This is a genomic window from Agrobacterium sp. Ap1 (genome assembly GCF_017313375.1).
Classification (GTDB): Bacteria; Pseudomonadota; Alphaproteobacteria; order Rhizobiales; family Rhizobiaceae; genus Neorhizobium; species Neorhizobium cellulosilyticum.
Genome location: NZ_JAFLMY010000037.1, coordinates 1 through 14,718, shown reverse-complemented (window position 1 = coordinate 14,718; position 14,718 = coordinate 1). Strand labels below are relative to the sequence as shown.

General features: G+C 55.6%; 17 protein-coding genes and 1 pseudogene. 11 read left to right on the top strand and 7 right to left on the bottom strand.

Translation table 11 applies throughout. The features are described 5' to 3' along the window. Positions 1-108 precede the first annotated feature (108 nt). From otnC to JZX87_RS29390, 5 genes are read right to left on the bottom strand one after another with little or no spacing between them, the layout of a single operon-like run. Positions 109-750 carry a 3-oxo-tetronate 4-phosphate decarboxylase gene (gene otnC / locus JZX87_RS29410; RefSeq protein WP_206829402.1) on the bottom strand — a complete coding sequence of 214 codons (642 nt, stop codon included), beginning with the start codon at positions 748-750 and terminating at the stop codon, positions 109-111. Next, complete coding sequence (gene otnK / locus JZX87_RS29405) at positions 747-2,003, bottom strand: 3-oxo-tetronate kinase (protein ID WP_206829400.1); 1,257 nt, start codon at positions 2,001-2,003, stop codon at positions 747-749. Before otnK ends, otnC begins: the two co-directional genes overlap by 4 nt. A gap of 20 nt (positions 2,004-2,023) precedes the next feature. Then, positions 2,024-2,716, bottom strand: a complete 693-nt coding sequence (locus JZX87_RS29400) for an aspartate/glutamate racemase family protein (protein WP_353654294.1) — start codon at positions 2,714-2,716, stop codon at positions 2,024-2,026. After that, positions 2,686-3,492, bottom strand: coding sequence for a hydroxypyruvate isomerase family protein (locus JZX87_RS29395; RefSeq protein WP_206829398.1), 807 nt, complete (start codon positions 3,490-3,492; stop codon positions 2,686-2,688). The genes JZX87_RS29400 and JZX87_RS29395 overlap by 31 nt, the downstream gene beginning before the upstream one ends. 57 nt (positions 3,493-3,549) lie before the next feature. Further along, the gene (locus JZX87_RS29390; RefSeq protein WP_206829397.1) at positions 3,550-4,476 is read right to left on the bottom strand and encodes a glutamate cyclase domain-containing protein; all 927 of its coding nucleotides are present in this window, start codon (positions 4,474-4,476) and stop codon (positions 3,550-3,552) included. Positions 4,477-4,592: 116 nt separating this feature from the next. Here JZX87_RS29390 and JZX87_RS29385 point away from each other — a divergent pair, with 116 nt between their 5' ends. From JZX87_RS29385 to JZX87_RS29350, 8 genes are all read left to right on the top strand, one after another. Further along, positions 4,593-5,399, top strand: a complete 807-nt coding sequence (locus JZX87_RS29385) for a GntR family transcriptional regulator (RefSeq protein ID WP_206829396.1) — start codon at positions 4,593-4,595, stop codon at positions 5,397-5,399. 288 nt (positions 5,400-5,687) lie between these two features. Further along, positions 5,688-6,410, top strand: a complete 723-nt coding sequence (locus JZX87_RS29380; RefSeq protein WP_206829395.1) for a molybdate ABC transporter substrate-binding protein — start codon at positions 5,688-5,690, stop codon at positions 6,408-6,410. Beyond that, positions 6,410-7,090 (top strand): amino acid ABC transporter permease, encoded by a 681-nt coding sequence (locus tag JZX87_RS29375; protein ID WP_174066454.1) that lies wholly within the window; start codon positions 6,410-6,412, stop codon positions 7,088-7,090. Before JZX87_RS29380 ends, JZX87_RS29375 begins: the two co-directional genes overlap by 1 nt. A 7-nt stretch (positions 7,091-7,097) precedes the next feature. Then, on the top strand, positions 7,098-7,757 hold the full coding sequence (locus tag JZX87_RS29370; RefSeq protein WP_206829394.1) for an amino acid ABC transporter permease: 660 nt from the start codon (positions 7,098-7,100) through the stop codon (positions 7,755-7,757). Next, the gene (locus JZX87_RS29365) at positions 7,757-8,488 is read left to right on the top strand and encodes an amino acid ABC transporter ATP-binding protein (protein ID WP_206829393.1); all 732 of its coding nucleotides are present in this window, start codon (positions 7,757-7,759) and stop codon (positions 8,486-8,488) included. Before JZX87_RS29370 ends, JZX87_RS29365 begins: the two co-directional genes overlap by 1 nt. Before the next feature lie 41 nt (positions 8,489-8,529). After that, positions 8,530-9,339: a transporter substrate-binding domain-containing protein gene (locus tag JZX87_RS29360; protein WP_206829392.1), complete on the top strand. Its 810-nt coding sequence runs from the start codon at positions 8,530-8,532 to the stop codon at positions 9,337-9,339. Between the two features lie 20 nt (positions 9,340-9,359). After that, the gene (locus tag JZX87_RS29355) at positions 9,360-9,791 is read left to right on the top strand and encodes a RidA family protein (protein WP_206829391.1); all 432 of its coding nucleotides are present in this window, start codon (positions 9,360-9,362) and stop codon (positions 9,789-9,791) included. A gap of 54 nt (positions 9,792-9,845) precedes the next feature. Next, the gene (locus JZX87_RS29350; protein WP_206829389.1) at positions 9,846-10,736 is read left to right on the top strand and encodes an alpha/beta fold hydrolase; all 891 of its coding nucleotides are present in this window, start codon (positions 9,846-9,848) and stop codon (positions 10,734-10,736) included. Positions 10,737-10,826: 90 nt separating this feature from the next. On the opposite strand, the gene JZX87_RS29345 is transcribed toward JZX87_RS29350, so the two are convergent. After that, on the bottom strand, positions 10,827-11,657 hold the full coding sequence (locus JZX87_RS29345; protein WP_353654293.1) for a helix-turn-helix transcriptional regulator: 831 nt from the start codon (positions 11,655-11,657) through the stop codon (positions 10,827-10,829). Between the two features lie 88 nt (positions 11,658-11,745). On the opposite strand from JZX87_RS29345, the gene JZX87_RS29340 reads away from it, so the two are divergent. Both JZX87_RS29340 and JZX87_RS29335 read left to right on the top strand, forming a co-directional pair. Beyond that, positions 11,746-12,483: an SDR family oxidoreductase gene (locus tag JZX87_RS29340; protein ID WP_206829384.1), complete on the top strand. Its 738-nt coding sequence runs from the start codon at positions 11,746-11,748 to the stop codon at positions 12,481-12,483. Positions 12,484-12,668: 185 nt separating this feature from the next. Continuing rightward, positions 12,669-12,842, top strand: a pseudogene (locus tag JZX87_RS29335) (transposase); the annotation flags it as partial. Positions 12,843-13,160: 318 nt separating this feature from the next. Here JZX87_RS29335 and JZX87_RS29330 read toward each other — a convergent pair. Next, positions 13,161-13,991 carry a PhzF family phenazine biosynthesis protein gene (locus JZX87_RS29330; protein WP_206829382.1) on the bottom strand — a complete coding sequence of 277 codons (831 nt, stop codon included), beginning with the start codon at positions 13,989-13,991 and terminating at the stop codon, positions 13,161-13,163. A gap of 122 nt (positions 13,992-14,113) precedes the next feature. On the opposite strand from JZX87_RS29330, the gene JZX87_RS29325 reads away from it, so the two are divergent. Continuing rightward, positions 14,114-14,560: an Lrp/AsnC family transcriptional regulator gene (locus JZX87_RS29325; RefSeq protein ID WP_206829380.1), complete on the top strand. Its 447-nt coding sequence runs from the start codon at positions 14,114-14,116 to the stop codon at positions 14,558-14,560. The last annotated feature ends 158 nt before the right edge of the window (positions 14,561-14,718 follow it).

Here is a 14,718-nt window from a genome sequence, read left to right as displayed (position 1 = left end):
TACGAGCGATACGTCCCAGACTCGGCAAATAACAGAAAGGCGCACGACGTTCGGCGGCTGTTTCAGCCATGAGGCATGCGTTGAAACTCGCAATCCCCCGCCCTGCAGCTATCCGCGCGAGAGTTCATCAACTTGCGCCTGCGTCAGCGACGACACCTTGAGGCCTCTGACCAACAGGTAGAGCTTCGCAGTCTCTTCCAACTCTTCAGCTGCGTATTGCGCCTCCAGCAATGATTTACCGGAAACAACCGGGCCGTGATTGGCAAGGAGCACGGCACGCGCATGACTGATCTTGAGTTGGACGGCCGCTGCCAGCCTCACATCACCCGGCGGGAAATAATCGACAATCGGAAGCCTTCCGACACGCATGACATAATAGGCGGTAAGCGGCGGAAGAGCGTCGGCGCGATTGATTTCCGGCAGGATGCTGAGTGCAACCGCATGTGTTGAATGAAGATGTACGACGGCGTTGGCAGCCCTGCGGTTGCAGTAAACGCACTGGTGCAGAAATGCTTCTTTTGTCGGTTTGTCGCCTTCGAGATGAACGCCTTCCGCAGAAAATCTAGAGATGCGGTTGGCATCAAGCGTTCCCAACGATGCGTTCGTCGGGGTCATGAGAACCTCCCCGGACGATAGCCGGACGCTGATGTTTCCGGTCGAGCCCGGAGAAAGACCACGATCGAAAAGCGATCTGCCAACCGATGCAATCTCGTCCCGGACTTTCGTCTCTTCAGATATGATGGCGATCACCGGCACATTCTCCTGGCTTTTTCAAAGAAGTCCGGCGCGCCGAAATTTCCCGACTTCAAGGCAAGCGCCGGTCCTCCAGCGTCTGTCGCTCTCGTCCACGGCACACCCGGATCAATCTCGGGCCCGATCTCCAGGGCATTGACAGACAGAGCTGCGGAAACCGCGCCTGACGTTTCTCCACCGGCCACGATAAATCTGCTGAAACCAATAGTGCGCAAGGTGGCTGCCAGTTCACCGAGGAAGTCTTCGACCAATGCCCCGGCCTCGTCACGGCCCAACACCTCCTTGGCCTTGAGAACATCCGCAGGATCGGAACTGGAGTAGATGACGGGTGGCCAACCCTGCGATGCCTCTGCCCATTCCGCAACAGAAGCCACGTCAAGTGTGCCAGAAGCGATTGCGATCGGATCGATTTTGGTTGCTGGATAGCCAAGCCCGATAACGTGGTTCACCTGGTCTCGGGTCGCAACCGAGCAGGAGCCGGCAAGAACCACCGTTCGGCCTTGCGGCCAAACGAATTCTGCATTTCTGCGTTCGCCCTGAATTGCTGCAGCATGGTTACGAGCAAGCGCTCCACCAATCCCGGCGGCGCCCGTCACCAGCATTCTGTCACTGCAGGCTTTGCCAATTGCGTTCAGATCCTCCGCTGTCGCTGCATCGGCAATCAAGATGCGGAGGTTCTGTTTCGCCGCTTCCCTTATCCGTGCCGCCACCCTCTCCTGCCCCGCTCGGACATCGGCAGTCGCGAGGAGGCCAACAGAAAAGGCCGTCTGCCTCTGCAGTACCCTGATGAGGTCAGAATCCGTCATCGGGGTGAGAGGATGATCTCTCATCGAACTCTCGGACAATAACTTGTCCCCGACAAACAGATGTCCTTGAAACACCGTTCGGCCATTTTCCGGGAAGGTTGGGCAGGCGATCGTGATGGTCTCTCCCAACTCCTCAAGCAGCGCTTCGATAACCGGCCCGATATTGCCGGCGTCCGTCGAGTCAAAAGTGGAGCAGTATTTAAAAACGACTTGTTGGACGTCGCGAGTTCGCAGCCATGTCACGGCACGCCTTGACAGCGAGACGGCTTCGGAAGCCGGGATCGTCCTCGACTTCAAGGCGATGACGAAGGCATCCGCGTTCTGCTCGAAAGCGCCATCGTCTGGAATTCCATTGACCTGCACAGTGCGCAAGCCCTCTCGGGCGAATGCGAGTGCAATGTCAGTTGCTCCTGTCAAATCATCGGCAATTGCGCCTAACAGCATTGTTATCTCCTCAACGTGGGTTAGCCAGCGAGCGCTTCCCGCATCGCTAGCACCGACGCCTCGGGTGCGCTCAAGACCGGAATGGCTGTTTGTGAACGCAGATGGTCCGCAGCACGAGACGTGGAAAAATGCGCGAGCATGATTGCGTCAAAACGGGAAAGACTGGCGCCTTTCTCGGCAACCAGCCGATTATGCGTTTCCGCATCGCCGCTTCTCAAAGCGGCCATCGCGTCTGGTAGTACAAAGCTTTCAAGAACCGCAGCCGAGCCTTGTGCCCTCGCCTGTTCGGCGAACTCCTGCTCCATCGTTACCACCGCCGGTGCGAAGGTCGCGATCATCGCGATCCGTTGCCCTTGCCTGATGGCTGCATCAAACATCGGTGCATTCGGCTTCAATACCGGAATTGAGATCTCCGACGCCGCCTGCTCGATTGCAGGGCCGAAAGCTGAGCAAGTAATCAGGATGCCATCCGCCGAGAGGCTGGCACCATAGTGGCACAATGAAACGAACCGGCTTTGCAGATCAGGCCTCAATTCATCAGCCTTTGCCCGATCGATTGTGAGTGCGTCATCAAGCAGGTTTACGGCTTCAGCCTCTGGCCATAGCTTGCGAAACGCTGCATGGATTGGGTCAATGGCGACCATTGTCGCGTGGAGCAACACGATTCGAGAGCGTTGAGCCATCACATGGATTCCCCGTAGTTTCGCATCCAACCGAAGCTCTCTTCGGTAGACGTCGATGGATGATATTCGCAACCCACATGGCCGCCGTAGCCGACATCGTTAAGAACCTGGAACACCCTTGCAAAATCAACGATTGAAGAACCGGGCTCATGTCGCCCGGGATAGTCAGCGATCTGGACATGACCCATCATCGCATGGTGATTTCTGATGAACGCCAGTGGTTCTGTTCCAAGGCTGATTGCATGATAGACGTCCATCAGAAGCTTAACATTGGATCGACTTGTCGCTTTGATGGCTTCGATTGCTATGTCAGGGTCGGCAATGAAATAATTCGCAATCGATCCCGGCCCTATGGGTTCGACGATGACGTCGATATCGTAAGCCCTTGCGGCATCCGCCGTATATGCCAGGTTCTCCAGATATTCAGCCCACAGGACAGATCTTGTTGCCCCCGCAGGCACGACTCCAGCCATCGCATGCACCATCTTGCATCCAATTTCGCTGGCATAATCCAGAGTTGGAGCTATGTTTTCCCGAAACTGGGCGCGCTTCTCAGGAAGCGACGCAAAGCCCTTTTCCCCTTTAGAGGCGTCGCCTGCCGGAAAGCCGGTCTGCACATAATGAAGACCGGCATCGTCCAGATATTTTCGGACAGTCGCCGCTGGCGTTTCGAACGGGCTCGGATGCTCCACGGCTGTAAAGCCACGTTTACGGGCGGCAGCGAACCGTGCACCAAATGGCAACTCGCCGAATAGAAACCCGATGTGGGCACTGAACCGCAGGGCCCAGGGATTATCCTCGCTCATGCTCTGTCTCCCTTGCGAAGTAAGCGAGTTTGGCCGGCGACAGGCCGGCCAAACGTCTCATGCATGGGCGGCAACGATGCTCTTGAGGTCATCGATGATCGCAACGTGGTCGGCGACCGGCAGCCTGTCGATGGTCATCTGCAACTGACCGAGCCGGTCGACACGGCTGTCGTCGATCGCCTGTCCTATATTGACGGCCGCCTCAAGGACCTCGGTCTCGAACGTGCCATTGAAGTGTTTCAGCAGTTGAGGACCAATATCTTTCCGGATAGCGGAGAGAGCCGCCAGAAGACCATAAGCTCCCCAGTTCGCGACGCCTGACACGATCAGGAAATCCGAACCGGTCTTGGCGGCAATGAGCGAACCGTTGGGGATGTCCTTCTCGACGATATCGAGGGGAAGGACGCCCATGCCGATTTCATTGCCGCCGTCACCGATACCGATCGTCTTCCATGGCGCCTGCCACCCGTGATCTTCGAAAAGATAGTCCAAAGGTGCGGTATCGCCAGAGATATCCCAACCGTGTTCGCGGTGCGGCTTTCCATCGGAGCCCAGCGAGCAACGCTCGATGGCGATAAGGTGTGTAAGCGGCGTCTCGGATTGCTCAATGTTCTTGCGAAGATTGCGCACAGCGGTCGCATCAACGGAAACCACCTCCAGTCCGACCTCGTGGGGTAGCACTTTCGTGACCGCCCAAACCGCCTTCGCACATGGTGCGTCGGTGATCACTGTCACCTTGATTCCGGCCTCGGTGAGCCCTGCAGCGAGTTGGGCCATCCCATTCAGGCCGTCCGTCTCGGGAGATGGCGGTTCCGCATGCCGAACGAAGAAGCCACAAATGATCCCCACATGCGGAGCGGGATGCTCACCAATCGACCTGGCTGCCTTCTCAATATTACCGTTGGCGAATGCGACCAGTCGCGAGATATCGCGACGGACCATGCGGCCAACAGATGCTTCCACTGCTTCAAAAACCGACGACATGGAACCTCCATTTGCATTAATATATCTCACATATATTATCATGCAATAAGCTCGTCAATCTTTGAAGTGCAAAAAACGACAGGGTCTCCACCTCGACAAATTGCCCGCAAAACTGCATGTTCGCGATCAGACTTGCAAAACACGCCGCAAAGGCGGTCGAGCGTTGGATACTTGGGATATTTTTTAAAGGTGCACCCGTGACTCAGAATGAAGAAGTGAAGCTCGCATCACAAACAGATGCCGCTCTCGATCTTATTCGATCGCATATCATTGATATGGGACTGGAGCCTGGAAGCAGGATCGACGAGCGAATTCTCGTGGATCGGTTTCAGCTCGGCCGCACACCGGCGAGAGAGGCGATCAATCGCCTGGTGGCTGAAGGCTTCGTCAAAATCATGCCGCAGCGGGGTGGAACCTATGTCCGCAAGCTCGATATGGACGAGATGGGCGAGGTCATCGTAGCGCATCAGCTCGCCGAATCCGTAGCCGGGCAGATGTGCAAACTTGACGATCCAACGCTTCTGCCAGACCTTCGGGCCATTCAGCGCCGTTATACAGAAAGCGTTAAAAACAGGGAGTTCCTAGCGATTACGCAGCTCAATCAGGAATTTCATCTGCGCATTCACAAAACCATTGGCAACGGCCTGTTTTACGACTTCGCAGAAAGCACTCACCGACACGTCCGCAGGCTGAACGTCTACATCTACAAAGCAGAGGTTGCCGATCCGGACTATCAATCCGGGCAGTTTGCCGCCAACCTCGACCAACACAACCAGATCATCGAAGCTATAGAAAGACGCGACAGGGCCGAGCTGATAACATTCCTGCCGGAACACGCTCGTTACACCCAGCGCCGCCTTCTCCGACTGCTTGAGAACAAGACGGTGGGCTCTCTCACCCTTGATGTCGAAGACATAGAGTAAGCGTACGCCTCCACAAACTGTGCTTACACACGTCAGATATGGCTCCTTCGATAGTCTCCTCGGGGCCATATATATTTTGTATCAGGCGGCGGTGAGAAGGACCTGTCCTTTGACTGCATTGCGCCGAAAAAAGCAGCATAGAGTGTTTATTTCATGGGCCTTGTGCGCATTCTGACGCCAATTTGGTCACAAAACCAATCTGCTGAAAATACATTCTTGACAGTATAATATACGTGATGGATATTTGCTCATCAGCCAACCCAAACCGGCGCTCTATTGGAGGGGACAGTGGCAATTTCTAAAATCAGATTGATGAGCACCCTTGGCGTCCTCGCTCCCCTCCGGGAGAGGATTCTTCCCGAGTACGAACGAAGCCGAGGCATCTCTCTCGACGTCATGTTCAACCCTACAAACGTCCTGGCTGATCGCGTTGACGCTGGAGAACGGTTCGACGTTATCATCGCTATATCTGACATGGTGAGAGGGTTAGCCAACAAAGGCATCCTTTCGGTGCGAAGTATTTGCGATCTCGCCTCAACGACGGTCGGCTTGGCGAAGGCCGCCGGCTCGCCGGGCGTTACCATCAACTCAGAGCAGGAGTTCATCTCCTGCATGCTCTCCGCAAGATCGATCGTCTTTTCCCAAACAGGCGCCAGCGGTGTTTTCTTCCGCACCTTGATCGAACGGCTCGGCATTGCCGAACAGGTGCTCGCAAAAGCCAAGATTATCCCGCAAGGCCTGACGGCCGAGCATATTCTTACGGGTGAGGTTGAATTCGCTGTTCAGCAAATGAGCGAACTGCTTGCCGTGTCCGGCGTAGACGTCATCGGGCCTTTTCCGGCTGAGCTCAATCATACAACGATCTTCACGGCCTCAGCCTTTGCTGAGCAGGAAGACTCTGAAGTTGTCGCCGATTTCCTTGAGTTCATAACAAGCAATTTCGCTCGGAAATCATATCTGGCCGGGGGTCTTGATGTGCCCGGGGGCGTCGTTGGCGCAGGAGCAGTTTAATGGGAGAACTCGACTTTTCGTTTCTCAACGAGTACATGGGCCAGATACTCGGCGGCATCGTTTCAACGTTGCTGATGACGGTCCTCGCACTCATCCCCGGAGCAATTCTCGGCGTCGTCTGCGCGTTGGCGCGGGTCCATGGTTCACGTAATGCTGATCGAATTGCCGGCTTTTACGTCGAGATTATCCGCAACACGCCGTCTCTGATTCAGGCATTCTGGCTGTTTTTTGGTCTCGCGTCGCTTGGTATCCGTCTGAGCCCATTCACAGCGGCAGTCATCGCGTTGATCGTGAACTTCGGAGCTTATACCGGTGAGATCATCCGAGCCGGCCTCGAAGCAACTCCAAAGGGACAGATCGAAGCTGCGGACTGTCTTGCTCTGTCCCCCCTGCAGCGCATCCTTTACATCGAGCTGCCGCAGGCTTTCGAGCGCGTCTATCCGGCGCTGGTTGGACAGTCCATCCTGATGATGCTTTCGACCGCGATCATGTACCAGATCTCCGCCCAGGAATTGACCGGTGTTGCCTGGCTCATCCAGTCGTTCACGTTTCGTAGCTTCGAAATCTATCTCGTCGTCGCGGTCATCTACATCATCATAACGGCGCTGATGCGCGGCCTTCTCAACGGCGCAGGCCTTCTCGCATTTGCCCGCCTGAGAAGGCTTCGGACACCATTGTGAGGACGCCATGCTCGGTTTGACCATACAACAATACGGCGCGCTCCTGAATGGCGCAGGGTGGACCATTGTCCTTTCATTGCTCGGCTTTCTGGGCGGCACCATTCTAGGCTTTCCGCTGGCGCTGCTATTGATCTCAAAGTCAACGTTCTCCCGTTTGATCTCATCGATTGTCATCATCATCGTGCAAGGCATTCCCCTTCCTATCTTGATGTTTGCAGTCTATTTCGGCGCTGGTTTGACAGGGTATGACCCTGCAACACTGACAGCCGCGGGGCTTTCCATGGCGATCTACTCTGCAGCGTTTCTCGCGGAAATCTGGAAAGGAAGCCTGCGGGCTGTGCCGAGCACGCAGTGGGAGGCCGCCGACTGCCTCGCTTTGACCAAGACGGATATCCTCTTCCGCATCATAATACCCCAGGCCATACGCATCGCCACACCTCCGACCATCGGCTTCTTCGTTCAGGTCGTGAAGAATACCTCCTATGCAATCGTGCTGGCTTTCGCGGAGCTCACCTACACGGCTCGCGTGGTTAACAATACGAGCAATGAACCCTTTGTGATCTTCACAATTGCGGGAGTGATCTACTTCGTCATCTGCTTCCCGCTTTCGATCCTCAGCCGGCGCCTTGAACGGGTGACCGGGAAATACAGAAAGGCGTCTTCGTGATGGCTGCCGCAATCGTATCCTTCAAGGAAGTTCACAAGAAATTTGGCGATCTTGAAGTGCTGAAAGGCATTTCGCTCGATATCGATGAAGGCAAGGTCGTCGCAATCCTCGGGCGATCAGGCTCAGGAAAGAGCACCGCCTTGCGCTGCATCAACGGCCTCGAAAAGATCAATGGCGGAGCGCTTTCGGTCTGTGGCTTTGAGATCGATGACAAACAGATTGATCTTCGCAAGCTGCGGCAGGACGTCGGGATCGTCTTCCAGAGCTACAATCTTTTCCCGCATCTGACCGTCGCCGAGAATGTTACAATTGCGCCCCGTCGTGTCCTTGGCGTTCCCAAGTACAAATGCCGCGAATTGGCAGAAGAGGTTCTGTCGAAAGTCGGCCTCGGCGAAAAGATCGACAACTATCCGGAGCAGCTTTCCGGTGGCCAGCAGCAGCGTGTCGCCATTGCGCGATCACTCGCGATGCGACCCCGCGTGCTGTTGCTCGACGAGGTCACGTCCGCCCTTGACCCTGAGCTAACAGGTGAGGTGCTTCGCGTTATCGAGAACCTCGCAAAAGAAAAAATGACGATGATCCTCGTCACGCACGAAATGGCATTTGCCCGCAAGGTCGCAGACCAGATCGTGTTCATGCATCACGGCAAGATTTGGGAGGTGGGAGATCGCTCGCTTCTCGATTTGCCCCAGACGCCCGAACTCAAGCAGTTCGTTGCCAGCGGTCTCTGATCGCGAAACCAACCACTAATCACAACAAAAAGGAGAACAGCATGCTCAGCTCGCATTTCGCTATCGGAATTTTGACCGCCGTAATGACTGCGGCAACCGCTTTTTCGGCTTCGGCCGCAAGTCTCGAAGAGATCAAAAGCCGCGGCAGCATCATCGTCGGCATCGACTTCTCGCACCCTCCCTTCGCCGGTGTGAATGCAAAAAATGAGCAGGAAGGTTCGGATCTCGAAACGGCACAGCTCCTCGCGAAGGATCTCGGCGTGAAACTGGAGACAGTCAACGTTTCAGGACCGAACCGAATTCCGTTCCTCCTCAGCAACAAGGTCGACATCGTCGTCGCCGCGATCTCCATTACCAAGGATCGCCTCAAGGTGATCGACATCTCTACACCCTATGGTGTTGTGCCGCTTAACATTTCCGCGCCGAAGGAGGAGAATGTCAAAGGGCCGGCGGACCTCGCCGGCAAATCGGTTGCGGTCGCCAGCGGCGTGACAGCCGACATCGAACTTGTACGTTCGACGAAGGACGTTCCCGGTGTTGAGATCGTGCGCTATGCGGACGAGTCCACCACCCGGACGGCAATCCTTACCGGCCAGCAGAAATATCTGGCGTCCACATTGTCGGACCTTGGCGAAATCAAGAAGCAGAAGGCCGATCTCGACCTGGAGCTCAAGTTCACGCTCAAGACCTACCCGATGGGTATCGGCATCAAAAAAAACTCACCTGAGCTCTTGGATTGGACCAACAAATGGGTTGAAGCCAATGTCCGGAACGGCAAGCTGAACGACATATTTGTGAAGTGGTTCGGTCAGCCTCTCCCCGCCGATATGAAAAGCCTCGATATCAACTAACCCCCAAAGGAGGCTCGCAGATGAGCAATCAAGTCACGAGCCACCAACCCAGCACACGGGTCACACCCGTGGTCGTTCACAACGGAGTTGCCCACGTTAGTGGGCAACTGCCACGAGAGAATGGCGTCCTGGCGTTGCGTGGAAAAGTCGGAGCCGAGGTCAGTGTTGTGCAAGCGCAGTCAGCCGCTGCCCTGTCAATCAATGCCTGCCTGGAACAGCTCCGGAATGCGATCGGTCCAGAAGGACGAATAGAGCGCATCATCAAGATCACAGGATTTGTTGCGTCAGCACCGGGTTTTAACCAGCAAGGAGCGGTCATCGATGCCGCTTCCGATATTCTGCTGGGCCAGTTCGGCCCAAGCGGGGCCCATGCAAGAAGCGCCGTGGGCGTCGCCGAACTTCCTCACGGTGCGCCGGTGGAAATCGAAATGATCGCGGCTGTCACGATCTGACCAGCGACCGGTAACCCCAAATTGGAAAACAAGCATGCGTAAGGGAGAACACCCATGACAGCTTACCTGAACCAGAACGGTCAGAAACTTCCGCCGAGGTTCGTGAACTCAGACGGCATCCGTTTTCACCATCTGCGCACCGGTACAGGCCCGACCGTGGTATTGATCGCTGGATTTCCGCAGAGCGTTTATGCGTGGCGGCGGGTCATCCCGCTCCTCGCGAAGGATTTCGATGTGATCGCTCTGGACCTTCCGGGCCAAGGTGACTCTGACAAGCCGATCGGCGGTTATGACACGGCAACCACAGCCAAAAGGGTCAACGCCTTCCTCAAGACGATTGGCGTAGGGCGTCACTTCCTCGTCGGACACGATGTCGGATCCTGGGTCGCCTATCCATACGCGCACGAGTTTGGCAGCGATCTGGAGGGTATTGTCTTCCTTGATGCAAACATCCCCGGGGTGACATTGCAGCCCTACATCAATGTCGCCGACCCGGACTACTGGCGGAACTGGCACTTCCTGTTCAATATCATTGAGGACCTTCCGGAGGCGCTGTTGAAAGACAGGGAACGGATCCTCATTGAGTGGTTTTTCAACAAGAAGACAGCCAACGCAATGGCGACCTTCAGCAAGGACGATATCGACGAGTATGTGCGCGCCTACAGCAGCCTTGGCGGCATGCGAGGCATGCTCGGTTACTATCGAGCCGTCATCCAGGACATGGAATACAACAAACGGCTATTCGAGACAAAAATCTCTGTGCCGGTCCTCGCGCTGGGTGGGGATGTCGGGAGCGCTCCGGGAATATTCGAGGCTATGAAACCGCTTGCCGAGAACATCCAAGGGGGCGTGATCGCCAATAGTGGGCACTATATTCCCGAGGAACAACCGGAAGCACTCGTGTCTGCGTTGAAGGCATTTTTCTCGAGCATACAGGCTCGCTAATGTCTTCCCTGAGGTTGGGGGGCTACTGCTGGACAATTTGAAATTGCTCTTGAGCAGCAATAGCCCCCACCTCCCAAATGCTGCACATCATCACTCGACGTCTGGATCGACACGAACCTGCAACAAGGCTTCGGTCGGTATATACACGATCATCGTAAGGTTGGTGGATCCCTCAACTGTCAATGCGACATGTCGATAAGTCTGAGGACCGTGAACAGGATGGCGGATCATTTTCAGGCCCTCGCCAATCGGAAGGACTTCCTGTCGCTCCCACATTTGCCGAAATTCAACGCTCTGCGACTTGAGATCCGCCACTAGTGCTTCAAACATCGGATCTTCGTTTGCGCGGGCATAATCCAGGCGAAATTTGGCGACGGTTCGACGTGCATCGCCCTCCCAATCGAGCATCGACTGTCGCATGTCCGGTGACGTGAATACCAGTTGCAAAAGATTGACGTGACCAAGGTCCGAATTGGTAAAGTCAGGGAATATCTCCCCCGCTAACGGGTTCCACGCCACGACATCCCACCTGTTGTTCTTAATATAGGCGGGGTGCGGGAGCGTATTCAGCAAGGCAGTAACGGTTTCAGGAATACCCTGCGGAGGCTGACTGATTGCGGGGGGAAGCCGATGCTGCGCCAGCATGAAAAGATGACTGCGCTCCGCTGAGGAGAGCCGAAAGGCACGAGAGATCCTCTCAAGGAAATCTGACGAAACGCTGATGTCTCTTCCCTGCTCGAACCACGTGTACCAGGTTACACCTACCCCTGCCAGATACGCCACTTCCTCACGCCTTAAACCGGGCGTTCGTCGCCTTGGCGACGTAGGTAAGCCCACGTCGGCCGGCTTGCTTCTCGACCGAAGGCTTCGGACGAATCCAGCCAGTGCAAGCCTATGGTCGACGCGATCCAACTTCCCCACCTGTCACCTTGGTAATAGGATAAAATGCTATCTGGTACATATATAACCATCACATATCCTATCTCAGTCAACATTCAAAGGATGCAAGATGAGCAGGATTGCCGGCAAAGTGGTGGTTATAACAGGAGCGAGCAGCGGAATTGGCGCGGCGACGGCGCGATATTTGGCTAAGAAAGGAGCAAAGGTCGTTGCAGCCGCCAGGCGAAAAGACGAACTTGAAGCCTTGGTCGCCGAACTAATTGAAAATGGCGGTCAGGCGCTAGTCGTCCAGGCAGATGTTTCTCGTCGCGACGACGTATCCCGACTGGTCGACCGCGCCAGAGCCCATTACGGCGCTGTCGATGTTTTTATCAACAATGCTGGCATTGGCCCAATCTCTCCGCTTGATGAACTGCGCGTAGATGAATGGGAACGCATGGTCGATGTGAACGTCAAGGGCGTCCTGTTCGGGATCGCGGCCTCACTCCCCGTCTTTCGTGCGCAGCGCTCTGGCCATTTCATTGCGGTCGCGTCGACTGCGGGTATGAAAACCGTCCCAACGCAGTCAGTGTATTCCGGGACGAAATTTGCAGTTAGAGCAATTTGTGAAGGCTTTAGGCAGGAAGCCGGTCCCGACTTGAGAGTTACGGTAATTTCACCGGGGGCGGTCAACACTCCGTTCGTTGAAGGTATAGCCAACCTGGACGTTCGGGCGAGATATATCGGCTTGAGAGATGATATGGCGATAGACCCCTCAGCCATAGCCCGTGCTATTGGATTTGCCATCGAGCAACCAGGCGACGTTGACGTCGGCGAGATAGTCGTTCGGCCCACCGCACAGAGTTAGCAAACTAAACCTCTCAGTTAATCGACGCGTTTGCTCGTACAAGGCCTAACTCCGGCGACCATGCTGTCGCCGGAACGCGCCGACACCGCGAAGTTGTGCGGCATGAATGATATTGCGCTTGCAATTGATTGCTACCTAGTTAGCCAAAAAAATTGCCCGCGGGCAGCCTATGTCTCGCCTTGAACACGGTCGAGCATCCATTCGGAACCATCAAGGCGTGGACGGGCGCAACTCATTTCCAGATGCGCAGACTGAAAAACGTCAGGACAGAAATGGCGTTGCACGTGCTGGCCTACAATATCAAACGGATGATCAACATGATTGGCGCAAAAGCGCTCATCAGAGCCATCGCCGCTTGAAGTGCAGGCCAAACGTCATTTTTGGCCCGAAAAGCCGCCAAACTAAACGATCAGGACCACCTCCGACGCCTTCCAGCAACGGAAAAACGTAAAATCTTAGCCAATGCCACCAGACCAAACTCGATTACGAAACGCCATGGGATGCGCTGGTGTTTTCACACAGCCTCGGCCCATTGCGGTCATTCGCCGTGGAACAAATAGTTGCAAGGCGTCGCAAATTTTGGTTGCGAAAGGCTGACATTCGCAACAGAAACTTCCCTTAGGATTTGGCTGGTGGCCACTTATCGCAAAATTAAGAAAGATGCGACGAAAGCGGGATTAAGCGATTTTTGCCGACGCGCCGCTCACGAAAACGGGGCTTCCCGCAGGATAATCGTAGCGTACGACGATACGGGAAGGCCGCCCCATGTCGGCTCCCTGCAAGATGGTCAGCTCGCCCCGCGCTAGATTACCCTTATCGCGGAGCATCCCCGCCAGAGCCGCCGCCGCCGCGCCAGTCGCCGGGTCTTCGATCACACCACCCGAGGCAAAAGCGTTCCTCGCATGGAACAATCCTTCGGCTTCACGCCAGACAAATGCCACGGTGACAAGGCTGTGGCGACGCATGAATGTGCGGCCTTCCTCCAGATTGTAGTCCATCGCGCTCAACCGCTCGCGGCTGTCCAGCGCAAGGAACAGATGCTCGGCTCCGGCGCTCATGAGCCTTGGCGGTAGGTTCCTGTCCAGATGGTTGCCGTGGTAGCCAAAGAGAGCAAGGGCTTCCTCAACGAGTGCGTCCGGGGCGGGTGCGTTGCGGCTCGGCAAAGAGCGAAGGGTAGAATGCCCCATCCCGTCTTTCATGCTTGCTTCGACCTCGATATCTCCGCCCGACAAGGAAAGCTGATAGCGACCGGCTCCCCTTTCCTCCGCCAAAACTGCCCCGAGGGCTACAGTCGCATGTCCGCAAAATGGAACCTCGCTTTCGGGCGAAAAATAGCGTGTCTGCCAGCGTTCACCGGATGGTGCCGCAAAAGCCGTCTCGGAATACCCGACCTCAGCCGCGATGCGTTGCATGGTTTCTCGTTCCGGCAGCGTGTCCGCCAAAACCACGCCTGCTGGGTTTCCGCCCGATCCGTTTTCGGTAAACGCTGCAACCTTGTGTATCTGCATCCGGCATCTCCTGATCTCTCGGTGCAGTATATCGGCGTCATGCTTGAAAGTACCGTTCTCTTGTCAGGCAAGTTCCGCGAAGATCATTGAATACGTAAGGCTGATACGGCAATATCCCTTACATGATCAAGCACACCTTAGACGACGTCGACAGGGCCATCATTGACCTGCTGCTGCACGATTCCCGCATAAGTCTGCGAAACATCGGCGCGCAGGTTGGACTGGCCGCCCCGACCGTTCGTGACCGTATTCTTAGGCTGGAAGATGTTGGAGTAATTGAAGGGTTCAGCATACGGTTGAACGCTCGATCCCTTGGCTTCTCCCTTGAAGCTATCCTGCGGGTCGAACCACTACCGGGCAAGCTCCGGGCAGTGGAGAAAGCCCTTCAAGATATGCCAGAGATCGTAGATTGTTCGGTCGTGACGGGCGAGGACTGCTTCGTCGCCCGGCTGCTGTTGCGTGAGGTTGGCGAACTCGACCGGCTTCTCGGCCCGCTCCATGACATGGCCCGAACCAAGACCAGTATCGTGCATCGGCAGCCGGTGCCGCCCCGCCGGCCGCCGATCTAGCTTCAATTGGGTGTCGCAAAAATCCCCATTAACGCAACACCTGTTTTCCTGACTTTTGCGGTGGCCACAATGTCCGGTGTTGGCCGATATCGTTGAAAAACTCGACGGATTATCCGCTAGGATGCTTTCTTGGTCTTTCGGATGCTGAACTATGCTGC